Annotated in this window: 14 protein-coding genes; 10 read left to right on the forward strand and 4 right to left on the reverse strand. The window is 70.1% G+C overall.

Going from position 1 to position 17,886, the window contains the following annotated elements:
- Positions 1–194: 194 nt before the first annotated feature.
- From ACGFYP_RS14660 to ACGFYP_RS14670, 3 genes are all read left to right on the forward strand, one after another.
- Positions 195–4,013 carry a GH92 family glycosyl hydrolase gene (locus ACGFYP_RS14660; RefSeq protein WP_393492338.1) on the forward strand — a complete coding sequence of 1,273 codons (3,819 nt, stop codon included), beginning with the start codon at positions 195–197 and terminating at the stop codon, positions 4,011–4,013.
- Between the two features lie 150 nt (positions 4,014–4,163).
- Positions 4,164–5,081 (forward strand): FG-GAP repeat domain-containing protein, encoded by a 918-nt coding sequence (locus ACGFYP_RS14665; protein WP_393492062.1) that lies wholly within the window; start codon positions 4,164–4,166, stop codon positions 5,079–5,081.
- A gap of 296 nt (positions 5,082–5,377) precedes the next feature.
- A complete protein-coding gene (locus ACGFYP_RS14670) occupies positions 5,378–6,310 on the forward strand; it encodes an FG-GAP repeat domain-containing protein (protein WP_393492065.1) in 933 nt (310 codons plus the stop codon).
- An 88-nt stretch (positions 6,311–6,398) separates the two neighbouring features.
- Here ACGFYP_RS14670 and acnA read toward each other — a convergent pair whose 3' ends face one another.
- Positions 6,399–9,116, reverse strand: coding sequence for an aconitate hydratase AcnA (gene acnA / locus ACGFYP_RS14675; RefSeq protein ID WP_393492069.1), 2,718 nt, complete (start codon positions 9,114–9,116; stop codon positions 6,399–6,401).
- Positions 9,117–9,266: 150 nt separating this feature from the next.
- Complete coding sequence (locus tag ACGFYP_RS14680) at positions 9,267–10,289, reverse strand: helix-turn-helix domain-containing protein (RefSeq protein ID WP_393492073.1); 1,023 nt, start codon at positions 10,287–10,289, stop codon at positions 9,267–9,269.
- Between the two features lie 119 nt (positions 10,290–10,408).
- On the opposite strand from ACGFYP_RS14680, the gene ACGFYP_RS14685 reads away from it, so the two are divergent.
- Positions 10,409–11,437: a saccharopine dehydrogenase NADP-binding domain-containing protein gene (locus ACGFYP_RS14685; RefSeq protein WP_393492076.1), complete on the forward strand. Its 1,029-nt coding sequence runs from the start codon at positions 10,409–10,411 to the stop codon at positions 11,435–11,437.
- 22 nt (positions 11,438–11,459) lie between these two features.
- Here the strand turns inward: ACGFYP_RS14685 and ACGFYP_RS14690 are convergent, their stop codons facing one another.
- Positions 11,460–12,305 carry an NAD(P)H-binding protein gene (locus ACGFYP_RS14690; RefSeq protein ID WP_393492079.1) on the reverse strand — a complete coding sequence of 282 codons (846 nt, stop codon included), beginning with the start codon at positions 12,303–12,305 and terminating at the stop codon, positions 11,460–11,462.
- Between the two features lie 81 nt (positions 12,306–12,386).
- Between ACGFYP_RS14690 and ACGFYP_RS14695 the strand changes: the two genes are divergently transcribed.
- The 3 genes from ACGFYP_RS14695 (at position 12,387) to ACGFYP_RS14705 (ending at position 15,348) form a co-directional block, all read left to right on the forward strand.
- Positions 12,387–13,334, forward strand: coding sequence for a cupin domain-containing protein (locus ACGFYP_RS14695; protein ID WP_393492082.1), 948 nt, complete (start codon positions 12,387–12,389; stop codon positions 13,332–13,334).
- Between the two features lie 77 nt (positions 13,335–13,411).
- Entirely contained in the window at positions 13,412–13,768 is a 357-nt protein-coding gene (locus ACGFYP_RS14700) for a VOC family protein (protein WP_361964373.1), read from the forward strand.
- Positions 13,769–13,818: 50 nt separating this feature from the next.
- On the forward strand, positions 13,819–15,348 hold the full coding sequence (locus ACGFYP_RS14705) for a helix-turn-helix domain-containing protein (protein WP_393492086.1): 1,530 nt from the start codon (positions 13,819–13,821) through the stop codon (positions 15,346–15,348).
- Between the two features lie 101 nt (positions 15,349–15,449).
- On the opposite strand, the gene ACGFYP_RS14710 is transcribed toward ACGFYP_RS14705, so the two are convergent.
- Positions 15,450–15,656 carry a cold shock domain-containing protein gene (locus tag ACGFYP_RS14710; protein ID WP_393492089.1) on the reverse strand — a complete coding sequence of 69 codons (207 nt, stop codon included), beginning with the start codon at positions 15,654–15,656 and terminating at the stop codon, positions 15,450–15,452.
- Between the two features lie 300 nt (positions 15,657–15,956).
- On the opposite strand from ACGFYP_RS14710, the gene ACGFYP_RS14715 reads away from it, so the two are divergent.
- From ACGFYP_RS14715 to ACGFYP_RS14725, 3 genes are read left to right on the forward strand one after another with little or no spacing between them, the layout of a single operon-like run.
- The gene (locus tag ACGFYP_RS14715; protein ID WP_393492092.1) at positions 15,957–16,601 is read left to right on the forward strand and encodes a HemK2/MTQ2 family protein methyltransferase; all 645 of its coding nucleotides are present in this window, start codon (positions 15,957–15,959) and stop codon (positions 16,599–16,601) included.
- The gene (locus ACGFYP_RS14720) at positions 16,585–16,818 is read left to right on the forward strand and encodes a CDGSH iron-sulfur domain-containing protein (protein ID WP_361964381.1); all 234 of its coding nucleotides are present in this window, start codon (positions 16,585–16,587) and stop codon (positions 16,816–16,818) included. Before ACGFYP_RS14715 ends, ACGFYP_RS14720 begins: the two co-directional genes overlap by 17 nt.
- The gene (locus ACGFYP_RS14725) at positions 16,818–17,885 is read left to right on the forward strand and encodes an iron-containing redox enzyme family protein (protein WP_393492098.1); all 1,068 of its coding nucleotides are present in this window, start codon (positions 16,818–16,820) and stop codon (positions 17,883–17,885) included. Before ACGFYP_RS14720 ends, ACGFYP_RS14725 begins: the two co-directional genes overlap by 1 nt.
- Position 17,886: the final 1 nt, after the last annotated feature.

A 17,886-nucleotide genomic window follows, 5' to 3' on the forward strand; every position in this document is an offset into this window, starting at 1 on the left:
GATCGAAAGCCGGTTTGCGCGTCAGTCTTTCCCGAGTTGAGACCTCCCGGATTATGACGGCGCATAAGTGCCGTTTCATCCCTCGACTTGCCGTCAACACCCTTGACACCACCTGCCATTCGGCCCCCTACTGGAGCCTGCGCCATGCAGATGACAACGTTGTCCAAATCCAGCGGCAGGAGCGGCGGCACGGTATGGAGCCCAGAATTCGCACCCGGTCACGGTCCCGGAACCCCCGCATCAGAGCCGCCGCGCTGCTCGCGTCGACGGCATTGGTACTGAGCTCGGCACCCTCGGTGGCACAGGCACTTCCCGGCCAAACGGACACAACCTCCCGGGAGTTCACCACCTCCTTCGAATCGGACGAAACTCAGCCCACCTGGCGTAATTCGGTGGACGTCGCAGCGGACGGCGCCCAGCGGGCGTCGGGGGTCGACGGCGGATTCGCCAGTGGAATACCGGGCAATGTCACCGACAAGGTGACGACGCTTCGGGCCAGCGGTGAGAACGCCGGTTCGGGAGAGACCAAGGAAAACCTGGTCGACCTCCAGCCCAGTACGAAATGGCTGGTCTTCGAGCCCACCGCCTGGCTCGAGTTCGACCTGGACGAGCCGGTCAAGGTGGTCACGTACGCGCTGACCTCGGCGAACGACGCGGCCGAGCGCGACCCCCGCAACTGGACCCTCAAGGGTTCGACGGACGGCAAGGAGTGGAAGGTCCTCGACACCCGGTCGGGCCAGAGCTTCGCCAAGCGCTTCGAGACTCGAACGTTCGACTTCACCAACGAAACGGCGTACGCCCACTACCGTCTTGAGGTCACGAAGAATTCGGGCGCGAATCTCACCCAACTGGCGGACGTTCAGTTCTCGAACGGGGACACCTCCGCCCCCGTGCCCGAGGAGATGCGCAGCCATGTCGACCGCGGCCCCGGAGGCTCGCCGACCGCCAAGGCGAACGCGGGCTTCACCGGGACGCGGGCGCTGCGCTACGCCGGCACGCACAAGCCGGACGGCCGGGCGTACTCGTACAACAGGGTCTTCGACGTGGACACCCGGATCGTCCGGGACACCGAGCTCTCGTACCGGATCTTCCCCTCGCTCCCCGAGACCGACCTCAACTACCCCGCCACGAACGTGTCGGTGGACCTGGCCTTCACCGACGGCACCTATCTGAGTGACCTGCGGGCCACCGACTACCACGGCGGGACGCTGTCCCCGCAGGGCCAGGGCGCGGCCAAGCGGCTCTACGTCAACCAGTGGAACCAGGTCTCCGCGCGGATCGGCGCGGTCGCGGCCTGGAAGACGGTGGACCGGATCCTGGTGGCGTACGACTCCCCCAAGGGTCCGGCCAAGTTCCAGGGCTGGATCGACGACATCGCCCTTAAGCCGAAGGCGCCCGAGAAGCGGCTCGCCCGGCTCTCCGACTACGCATCGACGACCCGGGGCACGAACTCGAGCGGTTCGTTCTCGCGCGGCAACACGTTCCCGGCCACCGCGGTCCCGCATGGCTTCAACTTCTGGACGCCGGTGACCAACGCGGCCTCCCAGAGCTGGCTGTACGAGTACGCGCGCGGCAACAACGCGGACAACCTGCCGACGGTGCAGGCCTTCGCCGCGAGCCATGAGCCGAGCCCCTGGATGGGTGACCGGCAGACCTTCCAGGTGATGCCCTCGGCGGCGGCCGGCGTTCCCGCGACGGACCGGGGCGCGCGGGCGCTCGCCTTCAGGCACGAGAAGGAGACCGCGAAGCCGCACCACTACGGGGTGACATTCGAGAACGGCCTGAAGGCCGAGATGACCCCGACGGACCACGCGGCGATGATGCGCTTCACCTATCCGGGTGAGGACGCGAGCGTGATCTTCGACAACGTCACCGACCAGGGCGGGCTCACCCTCGACCCGGCGACGAGCTCCTTCACCGGCTTCTCCGACGTCAAGAGCGGCCTGTCGACCGGCGCCACCCGGATGTTCGTGTACGGCGTCTTCGACGCGCCGGTCACCGGCTCCGCCGGGCAGGGCGTGAAGGGCCACTTCCGCTTCGACGCGGGCGCGGACCGCACGGTCACTCTCCGGATTGCCACCTCGCTGATCTCGGTCGACCAGGCGAAGGCGAACCTCGCGGACGAGCTCCCGGCGGGCAGCCGCTTCGAGAAGGTGAAGGAGCGGGCGCAGAACGCCTGGGACCGGATCCTCGGCCGGGTCGAGGTCGAGGGCGCGAACCACGACCAGCTGGTGACGCTGTACTCCAGCCTCTACCGCCTGTACCTCTACCCGAACTCGGGCTTCGAGAAGGTCGGTTCGAAGCACCGGTACGCCAGCCCCTTCTCCCCTATGACGGGCCAGGACACCCCCACCCACACCGGGGCGAAGATCGTGGACGGGAAGGTGTACGTCAACAACGGCTTCTGGGACACCTACCGCACGACCTGGCCCGCGTACTCCTTCCTCACCCCGAAGAAGGCGGGTGAGCTGGTCGACGGCTTCGTGCAGCAGTACAAGGACGGCGGCTGGATCTCCCGCTGGTCCTCCCCCGGCTACGCCGACCTGATGACCGGCACGTCCTCGGACGTGGCGTTCGCGGACGCGTACGTCAAGGGCGTGGTCTTCGACGCGGAGGCGGCGTACGAGGCGGCGCTGAAGAACGCCACGGTCGTGCCGCCGAGCCGGGGCGTGGGCCGGAAGGGGATGGAGACGAGTCCCTTCCTCGGCTACGCGTCGACGGAGACCCACGAGGGCCTCTCCTGGTCCCTGGAGGGGTACCTCAACGACTACGGCATCGCGAAGATGGCGCAGGCGCTGCACGAGAAGACCGGCAAGAAGCGGTACCAGGACGAGGCGGCGTACTTCCTCTCCCGCGCGCAGAGCTACGTCTCGCTCTTCGACGGCAAGGCCGGCTTCTTCCAGGGCCGTGACCTCAAGGGCGAGTGGCGGGTGCCGTCGGCGAGTTACGACCCGAGGATCTGGGGTCACGACTACACGGAGACGAACGGCTGGGGCTACGCGTTCACGGCGCCGCAGGACTCGCGGGGCCTCGCGCAGCTGTACGGTGGCCGGTCGAAGCTCGGCGAGAAGCTGGACACGTACTTCTCGACGCCGGAGACGGCGAGCCCGGAGTTCGTCGGCTCGTACGGCAGCGTCATCCACGAGATGACGGAGGCCCGGGACGTCCGGATGGGCATGTACGGCCACTCCAACCAGGTCGCCCACCACGTCCCGTACATGTACAACGCGGCCGGGCAGCCCTGGAAGACGCAGGAGAAGGTGCGGGAGGTCCTCTCCCGTCTGTACACCGGCAGCGAGATCGGGCAGGGCTACCACGGCGACGAGGACAACGGCGAGCAGTCGGCCTGGTACCTCTTCTCCGCGCTCGGCTTCTATCCGCTGGTGATGGGCAGCGGGGAGTACGCGATCGGCTCGCCGCTCTTCACCAAGGCGACGCTCCGTCTGGACAGCGGGCGCACGCTGGTGGTCGAGGCCCCGCGCAACAGCGCGAAGAACATCTACGTGCAGGGCGTGAAGGTCGACGGCAAGCGCTGGAACTCCACCGCCCTCCCGCACGACCTGCTGGCCCGCGGTGGCACGCTCACCTTCGACATGGGCCCGAGGCCGTCGTCCTGGGGCACGGGCAAGCAGGCCGGCCCTGTCTCGATCACCCCGGACGGCAAGGCCCCGTCACCGCGCGAGGACGCGACGACGGGGACGGGTCCGCTGGTCGACAACACCTCGGCGACATCGGCGACGGTGACGTCGGTGGAGCTGCCGGTCGCGGAGCCGACGCGGGCGGTGCAGTACACGCTGACGTCATCGGCGGCGGATTCGGCGCCGTCGGGGTGGGTGCTGCAGGGCTCGACGGACGGACAGAAGTGGACGGACCTGGACAAGAGGTCCGGAGAGTCGTTCACTTGGGACCGCCAAACCCGGGCATTCACGGTCAGATCGCCGGGGTCGTTCACGACGTACCGTCTGGTCCTGGACGGGGAAGCGCAGATGGCGGAAGTGGAGCTGCTGCACTGAGGCGACGGGCGTAGGAACTCTTCCGAAACAGCTGTGTCACAAACCAGTTGGCCCGTGAATATTTTGTGAGAAAATCAGCAGGCATAAGCGGTCCGCCGCGCCCTCGATGGCGTGGCGGACCGCGCCTTTCGACCACAGATGGAGAACTACGTGGCCAAGATTTCTGGCCTGAACACCACGGGGTTCCTCTCCCGTGTCACCGTCGCGGCGATAACCGCCGCCCTGGTGTCCACCACCACGGCCGCGGTCGCGGCCGACCAGCCGCAGCCGCGCTCCGCGGCCGCGGCGACCGACGTCCAGGCCCCGGCGGCGGGCACGTTCGCCACCCAGGGCGCGTCCGCCGTCGCCGACGGCGAGCTGCGCGGCGTGGACCGGGACGGCTTCATGTACGCCTACATGCCGACCGGCACCGGCGGCTTCGGCCCGCGCCAGTACGTGGGCAGCGGCTGGGAGCGCACGAACCACTTCACGATGGCCGACCAGAACGCCGACGGCGAGACCGACGGCGCCTGGGGCGTCACCGGCGGCCGTCTGCACTACACCGCCTGGGGCCAGTCGACCACGGACCTCGGCGGCGGCTGGGGCGTCTTCAACAAGGTCGTCTCCGTGGGCGACCTCGGCGGAGCTGCCCCGGCGGACCTGCTCGCCCGCGACGCGGCCGGCAACCTGTACCTGTACCTCGGGTACGGCAACGGCAAGTTCGCCCCGCGCGTCAAGGTCGGCACCGGCTGGGGCTCCATGAACCAGATCACCGGCAAGGGTGACCTGAACAACGACGGCAAGAACGACGTCGTCGCTCGCGACACCGCGGGCAACCTCTGGGTGTACCCGGGCACGGGCAGCTACCAGAAGCCGTTCGGCAACCGCTACAAGGCCGGCAGCGGCTGGAACAGCCTGCCCACCTTCGTCTCCAGCGGCGACGTCGACTACGACGGCGTCACCGACCTGGTCGCGCGCGACTCGGCGGGCAACCTGTACCTGTACCCGGGTACGGGCGCCACGTCCCCCGCGTTCAAGGCGCGCACGAAGATCGGTACCGGCTGGAACACGTACCGCCTGATCTTCTGACGGCTTCGGCGTCCTTGACGCCTCGCGCCCTCGGGGCGCGGTCGTGAGAGAACCGAACGGGCCCCGCCCCTCGAAAGAGGAGCGGGGCCCGTTTGCTTGGGACGACGGAGAGGCGAAGTCGGCGAATGCGGAAGCGTTCAGCGAACTCCGGGCAAACAAAGGCACCTATCCGAAACAGTTCTGTCACAAACAAATTGCCCTGTGAAGATCCCGTGCGAGGATCCACAGGCATGAGTGGTCCGCCGCACTCTCGACCAGACGCGGCGGATCGTGTCCACCAAAAACGGGAGAACCACGTGGCCAACTCTTCTGGCCTGAACACCACGGGCGTCCTGTCCCGTGTCACGGTCGCGGCGATAACGGCCGCCCTGGTCGCCACGACCACGAGCGCGGTCGCGGCCGAGGCGCCGAAGCCCGCGGAGAAGGCCGTCTCGGCGGCGGCCCAGGCCCTCGCGGCCCCCAAGGCGAACAAGGCGGCCGCGTCGGCCGCCGAGGCGGACTTCCGCTACCTGGGTGCCGTCTCCGGCCCCCACATGTACTGGTACGCGCCGAACAGCACCGGCGGTTACGAGGCTCGCGAGCTTCAGACCAGCGACTGGGACATCTTCAAGAACGCCCAGCAGGCCGACAACGACGGTGACGGTGTCGCCGAGGACCTGTGGGCGTGGACCAACGACGGCACCCTCGTCTACGCCGACGGCGACGTCGAGGACAGCGGCATCACCGTCGGCAAGGGCTGGAACATCTACAACAAGGTCCTGGTCCCGGGCGACCTCGGTGGCGCCCCGGCTCCGGACATGCTCGGCCGCGACGCGTCCGGCAAGCTGTACCTCTACCTCGGCTACGGCGACGGCAAGCTGACCGGCCGCACCCTGGTCGGTGGCGGCTGGGGCCAGTACACCCAGATCGCCGGCGTCGGCGACCTGAGCGGTGACGGCAAGGCCGACATCGTCGCGCGCGACGGTTCCGGTGCGCTGTACCTGTACAAGGGCACCGGCAACTACAAGGCCCCGTTCGCGGCCCGCACCAAGATCGGTGGCGGCTGGAACGCGTTCAACAGCCTCGTGGGCGTCAGCGACCTGGACTTCGACGGTCGCGCAGACCTGATCGCGCGCGACACGGGCGGCAAGCTCTACCGCTACTCGGGCACCGGCAACGCCGCGGCCCCGTTCAAGCCCAAGGCCCTCATCGGCACCGGCGGCTGGAACACGTACCGCTTCATGTTCTGATCGAGGCACGCGAGCGCCTGACGAACAGACGAACGGGCCCCGCTCCTCTTCCGAGGAGCGGGGCCCGCTTCGTGTGTCACCCGATGCGTCAGCCGCGGATCAGGTTCCGCAGCACGTACTGCATGATGCCGCCGTTGCGGTAGTAGTCCGCCTCGCCGGGGGTGTCGATGCGGACGACCGCGTCGAACTCGACGCCCGTGTCCGTCGTGACCTTGACCGTGCGCGGGGTCGTGCCGTTGTTCAGCTCGGTCACGCCGGTGAAGGAGAAGCTCTCCTCGCCGGTCAGGCCGAGGGACTCGGCCGAGGCGCCCTCGGGGAACTGGAGCGGGAGGACGCCCATGCCGATGAGGTTCGAGCGGTGGATGCGCTCGTACGACTCGGCGATGACGGCCTTGACGCCGAGGAGCGCGGTGCCCTTGGCGGCCCAGTCGCGGGACGAGCCGGAGCCGTACTCCTTGCCCGCCAGGATCGCGAGCGGGGTGCCCTGCTCGATGTAGTTGCGGGAGGCGTCGTAGATGAACGACACCGGACCGCCGTCCTGGGTGAAATCGCGGGTGTAGCCGCCCTCGGTGCCCGGCGCGATCTGGTTGCGCAGGCGGATGTTGGCGAACGTGCCGCGGATCATGACCTCGTGGTTGCCACGGCGCGAGCCGTAGGAGTTGAAGTCACGACGCTCCACACCGTGCTCGGTGAGGTACTGGCCCGCCGGGGTGTCGGCCTTGATGGCACCGGCCGGGGAGATGTGGTCGGTGGTGACCGAGTCGCCCAGCTTGGCCAGGACGCGCGCACCGACGATGTCGGTGACCGGAGTGGTCTCCATCGTCATGCCCTCGAAGTACGGGGGCTTGCGCACGTAGGTGGACTCGGTGTCCCACTCGAAGGTGTTGCCGGTCGGGATCGGCAGCGCCTGCCACTGGGCGTCGCCCGCGAAGACGTCCTGGTAGGACTTGTTGAACATGTCCTCGCCGATGGCGTTGGCGACGACGTCGTTCACCTCGGCCTCGGAGGGCCAGATGTCCTTGAGGAAGACCGGGTTGCCCTCGGTGTCGGTGCCGAGCGCGTCCTTCGTGATGTCGACCTTCATCGAACCCGCGAGGGCGTACGCGACGACCAGCGGCGGGGACGCCAGGTAGTTCATCTTGACGTCGGGGTTGATGCGGCCCTCGAAGTTCCGGTTGCCGGAGAGGACCGAGGTGACCGCGAGGTCGTGCTCGTTGACGGCCTTGGAGACCTCCTCCGGCAGCGGGCCGGAGTTGCCGATGCAGGTGGTGCAGCCGTAGCCGACGAGGTTGAAGCCGACCTTGTCGAGGTACGGGGTCAGGCCCGCCTTGTCGAAGTAGTCGGTGACGACCTTCGAGCCCGGGGCGAGGGTGGTCTTGACCCACGGCTTGCGGGTCAGGCCCTTCTCGACGGCCTTCTTCGCGACGAGCGCGGCGGCGACCATCACGTACGGGTTCGAGGTGTTGGTGCAGGAGGTGATCGCGGCGACGGTGACGGCGCCGTGGTCGATCTCGTACGTCGAGCCGTCGGGGGCGGTCACGGTGACCGGCTTCGACGGGGCGCCGTTGGGGTGGTTGGCCGGGGCGTCGGAGGCCGGGAAGGACTCCTTGCCCGCCTCGTCGACCTCGTCCACGTAGTTGCGGACGTCCTGGGCGAACTGCTGGGCGGCGTTGGCCAGGACGATGCGGTCCTGCGGGCGCTTCGGGCCGGCGATGGAGGGGACGACCGTGGAGAGGTCGAGCTCCAGCTTCTCGGAGAAGTCGGGCTCGGCGGACGGGTCCAGCCAGAGGCCCTGCTCCTTGGCGTACGCCTCGACGAGCGCGACCTGCTGCGCGGAACGGCCGGTGAGCTTCAGGTAGTTCAGGGTCTCGCCGTCGATCGGGAAGATCGCGGCGGTGGAGCCGAACTCGGGCGACATGTTGCCGATGGTGGCGCGGTTGGCGAGGGATGTGGCGGCGACGCCCTCACCGTAGAACTCGACGAACTTGCCGACGACGCCGTGCTTGCGCAGCATCTCGGTGATCGTGAGGACGAGGTCCGTGGCGGTGGTGCCGGCCGGCAGCTCGCCGGTCAGCTTGAAGCCGACGACGCGCGGGATCAGCATGGAGACCGGCTGGCCGAGCATCGCGGCCTCGGCCTCGATGCCGCCGACGCCCCAGCCGAGCACACCGAGGCCGTTGACCATGGTGGTGTGGGAGTCGGTGCCGACGAGGGTGTCGGGGTACGCCTGGCCGTTACGGACCATGACCGTACGGGCCAGGTGCTCGATGTTCACCTGGTGGACGATGCCGGTGCCCGGGGGGACGACCTTGAAGTCGTCGAAGGCGGTCTGGCCCCAGCGCAGGAACTGGTAGCGCTCCTTGTTGCGGCCGTACTCCAGCTCGACGTTCTGGCCGAAGGCGTCCTTCGTGCCGAACTTGTCGGCGATCACGGAGTGGTCGATGACCAGCTCGGCCGGGGAGAGCGGGTTGACCTTCGCCGGGTCGCCGCCGAGTTCCTTGACGGCCTCACGCATGGTGGCGAGGTCGACGACACAGGGCACACCGGTGAAGTCCTGCATGATCACGCGGGCCGGCGTGAACTGGATCTCCTGGCTCGGCTGGGCCTGCGAGTCCCAGCCGCCGAGGGCCCGGATGTGGTCGGCGGTGATGTTCGCGCCGTCCTCGGTGCGGAGGAGGTTCTCCAGAAGCACCTTCAGGCTGTAGGGAAGGCGCGCGGAGCCCTCGACCTTGTCCAGCTTGAAGATCTCGTACGACTCGTCGCCCACGCGCAGCGTGCTGCGGGCGTCGAAGCTGTTCGCCGACACGACAGTCTCCTTCATCAATGTGCGCGTATTACCGCCATGCTGCCGCCACGACTCCTCGCCGATCCGCTAAGGTAAGGCTTAGTTAGGTAACCCTTACCGGGTGGGCGGCTGCGGTGCGCCGTAAGCAGTTATCTCGATGTCGAGATAACTCTAGTGCATCCCCGCCGCTCGGTCATGCCCGGCATGCCTGTGATCGCCGTCATCCGGTCCGGGCGCGCCCTCGTACGCGCGGTCGCGCGTGCCCGCGCACGTGGAGCGCGTGCTGCGGAACGTGCGGCGGTACGTGTCCGGGGGTACGCCGATCGTGCGGTTGAAGTGGCGGCGCAGGGTCGTGGCCGTGCCCATGCCGGTGGCCGTCGCGATGGCCTCGACGCTGTCGCCGGTCGCCTCCAGGAGCTCCTGGGCGTGGCGGATCCGCTGGGTCAGCAGCCACTGAAGCGGGGTGGTGCCGGTCACCGCGCGGAAGTGGCGGGTCAGGTTGCGGGAGCTCATGTTCGCCCGGCGGGCCAGGTCCTCCACGGTCAGCGGCTCGTCGAGCCGTTCGAGGACCCAGGGGAACAGTGCGGCGAGGGGGTGGTCGTCCTGGGCGGGCACCGGGGCGGTGACGAACTGGGCCTGGCCGCCGGCGCGGTGCGGGGGCACGACCAGGCGGCGGGCGACCGTGTTCGCGAGCGCCGAGCCGTGGTCGAGGCGGACCAGGTGCAGGCACAGGTCCATCGCGGCGGCCTTGCCCGCCGAGGTGAGCACGCTCCCGTTGTCGACGTAGAGCACGTCCGGATCGACCTCCACCCGGGGGTAGCGGGCCGCCAGGGCCTCGGTGTGGGCCCAGTGCGTGGTCGCGCGGCGCCCGTCGAGGAGCCCCGCGGCGGCGAGCACGAACGCGCCCGTGCACAGCGAGGCCACCCGGGCGCCCGCCTCATGGGCCGCGCGCACCGCGTCGACCAGCTCGACGGGCGGCTCCACGTCGACGTCGGCCCATCCGGGGACGATCACCGTGTCGGCGTCGGCGAGCCCGTCGAACCCGCCGTCCGGCTCCAGCAGGAACCGGCCGAACCGGACGGGGGCGGGGCCGTGGACGGCCAACTCGTACAGCGGGTCGCCGAAGACCTCGTACGCCACGGAGAGTTCGAAGTGCAGCATGCCGTCGGTGACGGCCATCGCGACAGTGCCCATGTCCGGAACTGTACGGGGTGTGTCGTTCCGGACACTCGTACCGGTCGGCCGCCGTTGCCAGACTCTGCGTACCGGAGCGAAACACCGGAACGGAACAGAACGGAACAGAGGGGGACGTCATGAGTTCAGGTCAGAAGGTCGCGGTGTTCGGGGCCTACGGGCACACCGGGCGCTTCGTGGTGGCGGAGCTGGTCGAGCGCGGGTTCGTCCCGGTGCTCTCGGGGCGCGACGCGGAGAAGCTGCGGGAGTTCGCGGCGTCCCTGCCGGGCGTCGAAGCCCGACCCGCCTCGGTCGACGACCCGGCCTCGCTCGACCGCGCCCTGGCAGGCGCCGCCGCCGTGATCAACGCCGCCGGGCCGTTCGCCTCGACCGCCACCCCGGTGATCGAGGCGGCCCTGCGGGCCGGCATCCCGTACGTGGACGTGGCGGCCGAGATCGAGGCCAACGTGGACACGTTCGAGCGGTTCGCCGAGCCCGCGCGCGCCGCGGGTACGGCAGTGGTGCCCGCGATGGCCTTCTTCGGCGGCCTCGGCGACCTGCTCGTCAGCGCGGCGCTGGGCGACCGGACGGCGGCCGACGAGGTCCATGTCGCGTACGGGCTGAGCGGTTGGCAGCCGACGGCGGGAAGCCGCGCGTCGGGCGCGGTCTCCCGGCAGCGCCGCACGCACGGCCGGCAGGTCCGGTACACGAAGGGCCGCCTGGAGTACGGGGACGAGGCCCAGCCGACCCTGAAGTGGTCCTTCCCGGAGCCGCTCGGGGTCAGGGACGTGATCGGTGACTTCACCATGGCCGACGTCGTCACCGTCCCCAGCCACGTGGCCGTCCCGGAGGTCCGTACGTACATGGCCGTCGAGGCGGCCAGGGAGGTGGCGGCCGCCGACACCCCGGCGCCGGCGGCGGCCGACGAGCGAGGGCGGTCCGCGCAGACCTTCCTCGTCGACGTGGTCGTGCGCTCCGGCGGCGAGGAGCGGCGCGCCGTGGCGAGCGGCCGGGACATCTACGCCGTCAGCGCGCCGCTCGCGGTGGAGGCGGTCGACCGGCTGGTCACGGGCCGGAGCCGGACGGTCGGAGTCGCCTCGGCCGGGGCGATGTTCGACGCGCCCGACTTCCTTCGTGCCCTGTCCGCACACCTCACGGTGGAGCTGTGAGCCCGAGGCGTAAGGCTTCGGGTCAGCCGTGCCAGACGCCGGTCGCGGCGGCGGTACGGACGTAGTCGGCGAAGTCGCGCGGTTCACGGCCGAGTGCGCGCTGCACACCGTCGGAGAGCTGGGCGAAGCGCTCCTCGCGGATCCAGCCGTAGAGCTCGTCGAGCAGGTGCACGTACCCCTCGGGCAGCCCGTGGCGCGCGCCGATGGCCGCGAACTCCTCCGGTGTGACCGCGCGATGGGTGAGGGTGCGGCCCGTGGCGCGGGCGATCTCGTCCAGGACGTCATCGAAGCTGATCGCGCGAGGCCCGGACAGTCGGTACGTCTGTCCGGCGTGGCCGTCCTCGGTGAGGGCGGCCACGGCGACATCGGCGATGTCGTCGGCGTCGACGAACGGCTCGCGGCCGGTCCCCGCCGAGCTCACGAACGCGCCGTCGAGGATCTGCCCCCGGTAGTACGGGTCCTCGCTGAAGTTCTGCGCGAACCAGGCGGGCTTCACGATCGTCCAGGCCGCGCCCGACTCCCGTACCGCGCGCTCGCAGGGCAGCTTCTCCTCGCCCTCCGGCACCACCCAGTCGCTGGCGGAGAGCAGGACGAGACGCTCGACCCCGCGCGCGGCGGCAAGGTGGGTGAAGGCGCGCATCGATTCGGCCGCGTCCTCGGTCTGCGCGTCGACCAGATAAGCCGCGCCGGCGCCCTTCAGGGCCGGCTCCCAGGTGGACTCGTCGGTCCAGTCGAAGCGGGTCGGTCCCTTGCGGGAGGCGGCGCGGACCTCGTGGCCGGAGTGCCGGAGGCGGGAGAGGACGCGGCGGCCGGTCTTGCCGGTGCTGCCGAGGACAAGGACGGGCTTGGTCGTCGAATTCTTCGTCATGGGAGGAGTCAAACGCGCCGACCATGAGGCGAGGAATGGCCTGTCGACTCAATCCGATGTCTGAGCGTCTAACCTTGCCGCATGGACGCGTTGGGGAGTCTGCTGTACGAGGTGAGGTCCGAGGGCGCACTGTTCAGCCGGAACCACTTGGCGCCCCCGTGGTCGATCCGCTTCGCCGACCGCACACCGCTCACGCTGATCACCATGTTGCGCGGGTCGGGCCTGATCGACCCGGGCGGCGACGAGCCGCCGGTCGCACTCGGTCAGGGTGACGTGGCCGTCGTGGTCGGCTCGGAGCCGTTCTCCGTCAGCGACGAGGAGTGCTCGGGGGCGGCGCCGCTGTACGTACGGGAAGGCCCCGACCGGTGCACGACGGCCGACGGTGAGGAGATCAGCGAGGACGTCGTCCTGGGTCTGCGGCTCTGCGGGAACAGCGCGGACGGCCCCGCGGTGCTGCTCACCGGCAGTTATCGGGTCGGCGGGCGGGTCTCGGAGCGGCTGTTGAGCGCGCTCCCCCGGGTCCTCGTGGTCCGCCACGAGGGCGAGCCCGGCCCGATCCTGGACCTGACGGCCGCCGAGATCGGCCGCGACGACCCGGGACAGCAGGCCGTCCTCGACCGGCTCCTGGATCTGTTGCTGCTGTCCACGCTCCGGGAGTGGTTCAGCCGTCCGGAGGCCGATCCGCCGGGCTGGTACCGGGCGCTCGGCGACCCCGTCGCGGGCCGGGCCCTCCGGCTGATCCACGACCGTCCCGCCCAGCCGTGGACGGTGGCGGAACTCGCGGAGGAGACGGGCGTGTCGCGGGCGACGCTGGCCCGCCGCTTCACCGATCTGGTCGGCGAACCGCCCATGGCCTATCTGACCGGCTGGCGTCTGGCCCTGGCGGCCGACCTGCTGGCGCGCACGGACGCCACCGTGGAGTCGATCGCCCGACAGGTCGGCTACCGCAGCGCGTTCGGGCTGAGCGTGGCCTTCCAGCGGGTGTACGGGACCCGGCCGAGCCACCACCGCGCGGCCGTGGCGGCCTGACGGGGCGACCCGTACGGCGCAACCCGTACGGGCGCGAAGAAAATGCCGAGACCCGTGCGGCGGCCGACGATCGGAACATGTTCAGCGGCGCGCATGTGATTCTCTACACCCCGGACGCGGACGCCGACCGGGCTTTCCTCAAGGACGTCGTGGGCTTCGACCACGTCGACGCGGGCGAGGGGTGGCTCGTCTTCAAGCTGCCGCCGGCCGAGGTCGCCGTGCACCCGACGGCGGGTGAACCGAAGCACGAGTTCTATCTGATGTGCGAGGACATCACCGGCACGCTCACCACCCTCGAAGACCGGGGCGCCGAGATCTCACGGCCCATCAGCGACCAGGGGTGGGGACTGCTCGCCGCGGTACGGCTGCCGAGCGGCGCCGAACTGCCGCTGTACGAACCGCGTCACCCCACTGCGCACAGCGCGTCACCCTGACGGCCCACCCCCACGCGAGCGTCATCTCATATCTGAGATAACGTGACGCCATGGCAGACGACTACCTCGTACGCATCGGCAAGCTCATCCGTGACGCCCGTCAGCACCGTGGCTGGACGCAGACGCAGCTCGCCGAGGCCCTGGCCACAAGCCAGAGCGCCGTGAACCGGATCGAACGTGGCAACCAGAACATCAGCCTTGAGATGATCGCACGCATCGGCGAAGCACTCGACAGCGAGATCGTGTCCCTCGGTTACGCCGGCCCCATGCACCTGCGGGTCGTCGGCCGCCGCCGGCTCTCCGGGGCCATCGACGTCAAGACGAGCAAGAACGCGTGTGTCGCGCTGCTCTGCGCCACGCTCCTCAACAAGGGCCGCACGGTCCTGCGCCGCGTCGCCCGCATCGAGGAGGTCTTCCGGCTCCTGGAGGTCCTCAACTCCATCGGCGTGCGCACCCGTTGGATCAACGACGGCGTCGACCTCGAGATCGTGCCGCCGGCCGAGCTGGACATGGACTCGATCGACGCCGAGGCCGCGATCCGTACCCGCTCGATCATCATGTTCCTCGGCCCGCTGCTGCACCGGCTCGACCGCTTCAAGCTGCCGTACGCGGGCGGCTGCGACCTCGGTACGCGCACGATCGAGCCGCACATGATCGCGCTGCGCCGCTTCGGCCTCGACATCACGGCCACCGAGGGTCTCTACCACGCGCAGGTCGAGCCGTCGGTCGCGCCGGACCGCCCGATCGTGCTGACCGAGCGCGGCGACACCGTGACGGAGAACGCGCTGCTCGCCGCGGCCCGCCACGACGGCGTGACCGTCATCCGCAACGCCTCCTCCAACTACATGGTCCAGGACCTCTGCTTCTTCCTGGAGGCGCTGGGCGTACGGGTCGACGGCATCGGCACGACGACGCTGACCGTGCACGGTGTCCCGCAGATCGACGTGGACGTGGACTACTCCCCCTCGGAGGACCCGGTCGAGGCGATGAGCCTGCTGGCCGCGGCCGTGGTGACCGAGTCGGAGCTGACGATCCGCCGGGTCCCGATCGAGTTCATGGAGATCGAGCTCGCGGTCCTCGAGGAGATGGGCCTCGACCACGACCGCTCGCCCGAGTACGCGGCGGACAACGGCCGCACGCGCCTGGTGGACCTCACGGTCCGGCCCTCCAAGCTGGAGGCCCCGATCGACAAGATCCACCCGATGCCCTTCCCCGGCCTGAACATCGACAACGTGCCGTTCTTCGCGGCCATCGCGGCGACGGCCCAGGGCAAGACCCTGATCCACGACTGGGTCTACGACAACCGCGCGATCTACCTCACGGACCTCAACCGCCTGGGCGGCCGCCTCCAACTCCTCGACCCCCACCGCGTCCTGGTCGAGGGCCCCACCCGCTGGCGCGCCGCCGAAATGATGTGCCCCCCGGCCCTGCGCCCCGCGGTGGTCGTCCTGCTGGCCATGATGGCGGCGGAGGGCACGTCGGTCCTGCGGAACGTCTACGTCATCAACCGCGGCTACGAGGACCTGGCGGAACGCCTGAACTCGGTGGGCGCGCAGATCGAGATCTTCCGGGACATCTGAGATCTGGGATCTCGGATCACGCCTCTGGGATCTGGGATCACGCCGAAGGCTGCCGCCGCACTCCGTCCGAGCGGGGTGCGGCGGTGTCTGTCGGGCCGGTGTTACGGGCGTACGTGGCGGGCCTCGAAGCGGCCCGCGCCCAGTTCCAGGGTGAAGCTGACCTGCTGGCCTTCGGACAGCACCTGCTCGTCCGTCTCGACGTCCTCGGCCCGGACGTGGACGGCGTCCTCGTCACCGTACGGGGTGATGAAGCCGTACCCGCCGTCCTGGTTGAAGTACGTCACGACCCCTTTGCGTCGGGTGTTCACGTGGACTCCCTCGGCCATGCCCGAGCCCGGTCCCAGGTCTGTCGGCGGCGCCCGCGGACTCGCGCGGCTCACAGCTCCATCTCACCTCCGAACGGGCCCGTTGGGAAGATCCCGTCGAGCGACACCGCCGCTACGGAACGTGAGCTGTTCGAACGCGGTGTCGGGGCGTGTCGGCATGGTGGGCCCGGGAGCGGGCACACGCGGGCAGAACGATGTTCGCCCGTCGCCGGCGGGAACACGCCTCGGAGGTGCCCAGTGCCGCATGCCACGCTCACGGCCGTCCCGGAGAGGACGGCTCGATTGATCGCCCTGCCGGGTGTGTACCGGCCGCAGGACGACACGTGGCTGCTGGCCGAAGCCCTCGGGGACGAACGCCTCGGGCCCGAGGACAAGGTGCTGGAGATCGGTGCCGGAACCGGGGCTCTCGCGCTCCGCGCGGCGGCCAGGGGCGCGGAGGTCACCGCGATCGACGTGTCGTGGCGGGCCGTGATCTCGACCCGGGTCAACGCCCTGCGGCAGCGACGCACCCTGCGCGTCCTGCACGGAGACTTCGCCGCCCGCGCCCACGGCAGGCGCTTCGACCTCGTCCTGGCCAACCCTCCCTACGTGCCGTCCCCCGGGCCACGGCCGCCGTCGCACGGCGCCGCCCGCGCCTGGGACGCGGGCTCGGACGGCCGGGAGATCATCGACCGGATCTGCGAACGCGCCCCTGGACTCCTGAGCGAGGGCGGGATCCTCCTGCTCGTGCACTCCGGGATGTGCGGTACGGGCGCCACGCTGCGGTACCTCGCGCGAGCCGGGCTCGACGCGGCGGTGACGCGGCGGGCCGTCGTCCCGTGGGGACCCGTGCTGCGGTCCCGGCGCGACTGGCTGCGGAGCGAGGGGATCGCCGGGAGCTCCGACGCGTGGGAAGAGTTGGTGATCATCCGTGCCCAGCGCCTCTGAAAGCGGTACGCGCCGGCCCGGGCCACGCCGCGTCGTCCTGGATCCGAACGGCCCGGTCCTCGTCGAAGGACCCGTCGAGGTGGCGCTGGACGACGGGACGGTGGTCCGGTCGGACCGCTTCATGGTCGCCGTGTGCACCTGCCGCCGCAGTCGTACGTACCCGTGGTGCGACACCAGCCACCGCCGCCGCGAGCGCCCCGCGCGAGGGGAATCCTGATGGCCGCCCCGGTCGTGTCGGCGAACCGCGCAGGGCCCCGTCTCCCCGAGGCGCGCGGGGAGCTGTCCGGCGCCGTGCTGACCTCCCTGACCTCCGCGGCCTCCTCGGGGACGAGCGGTCCGCTGCGGTACTCCCCCGGCACGCTCGCGGCGGCCGATCCGCTCGGCGAGGACGTCCAGCTCGCGCTCCACCTGCTGTACGAGCTGCACTACCGGGGCTTCGACGGGGTCGACGACGACCGTGAATGGGACCCGGAGCTGCTGCGTCTGCGGCAGGAGATGGAAGCACGCTTCCTGCACGAACTGCGGACCCGGGTGCCGGACGGCGACCGATCGGTGGACGAGGTGTTCGGTCCGCTGCTGATCGAGCCGGTCGCCCCGGCCGACGGCGTCGGCCACTTCCTGGAGACCGAGGGAGAGCTGTGGCAGGTGCGCGAGTACGCCGCCCTGCGCTCCCTCTACCACCTCAAGGAGGCCGATCCGCACGCCTGGGTGATCCCGCGGCTGACGGGGCGGGCCAAGGCCGGGATGGTGGCGATCGAGTACGACGAGTTCGGCGCCGGGCGGGCCGAGGACATCCATGCCCGGCTCTTCGCCGACCTCATGGACGACCTGGGGCTTGACTCCACGTACGGCAGGTACGTCGATCACGCGCCCGCGCCGCTGCTCGCGACCGTCAACCTCATGTCCCTCTTCGGCCTGCACCGCTCCCTGCGCGGGGCGCTGGTGGGGCACTTCGGCCACGTCGAGGTCACCTCGTCGCCGGGCTCACGGCGGCTTGCCCGGGCGATGCGCCGCTGCGGCGCGGGCCCCGCGGCCGCACGCTTCTACGACGAGCACGTGGAGGCCGACGCCGTCCACGAGCAGGTCGTACGGCGCGAGGTCATCGGAGGCCTGCTGGCCGACGAACCGTGGCTGGAGGCCGACATCGCCTTCGGCTGCGCGGCGACGACGGTCCTTGAGGACCGGCTGGACGCGCACCTCCGGGCGGCCTGGTCGGCGGGACGCTCCGCCTGCCGACTCCCGCTGCCGGCCGTGGAGCCATGTGACCCGGAAGGCGGTGACTGAC

Origin of the sequence: Streptomyces sp. NPDC048370, from assembly GCF_043200825.1 — a bacterium.
Taxonomy (GTDB): domain Bacteria; phylum Actinomycetota; class Actinomycetes; order Streptomycetales; family Streptomycetaceae; genus Streptomyces.

Excerpts from the sequence above, each read along its gene's own strand:
- ACGFYP_RS14695 (WP_393492082.1), top strand. The coding sequence starts at position 12,387 with ATGGACGCGTTGGGGAGTCTGCTGTACGAGGTGAGGTCCGAGGGCGCA.
- ACGFYP_RS14705 (WP_393492086.1), top strand. The coding sequence starts at position 13,819 with ATGGCAGACGACTACCTCGTACGCATCGGCAAGCTCATCCGTGACGCC.
- ACGFYP_RS14680 (WP_393492073.1), bottom strand. The coding sequence starts at position 10,289 with ATGGGCACTGTCGCGATGGCCGTCACCGACGGCATGCTGCACTTCGAA.
- ACGFYP_RS14725 (WP_393492098.1), top strand. The coding sequence starts at position 16,818 with ATGGCCGCCCCGGTCGTGTCGGCGAACCGCGCAGGGCCCCGTCTCCCC.
- ACGFYP_RS14690 (WP_393492079.1), bottom strand. The coding sequence starts at position 12,305 with ATGACGAAGAATTCGACGACCAAGCCCGTCCTTGTCCTCGGCAGCACC.
- ACGFYP_RS14685 (WP_393492076.1), top strand. The coding sequence starts at position 10,409 with ATGAGTTCAGGTCAGAAGGTCGCGGTGTTCGGGGCCTACGGGCACACC.
- ACGFYP_RS14700 (WP_361964373.1), top strand. The coding sequence starts at position 13,412 with ATGTTCAGCGGCGCGCATGTGATTCTCTACACCCCGGACGCGGACGCC.
- ACGFYP_RS14660 (WP_393492338.1), top strand. The coding sequence starts at position 195 with ATGGAGCCCAGAATTCGCACCCGGTCACGGTCCCGGAACCCCCGCATC.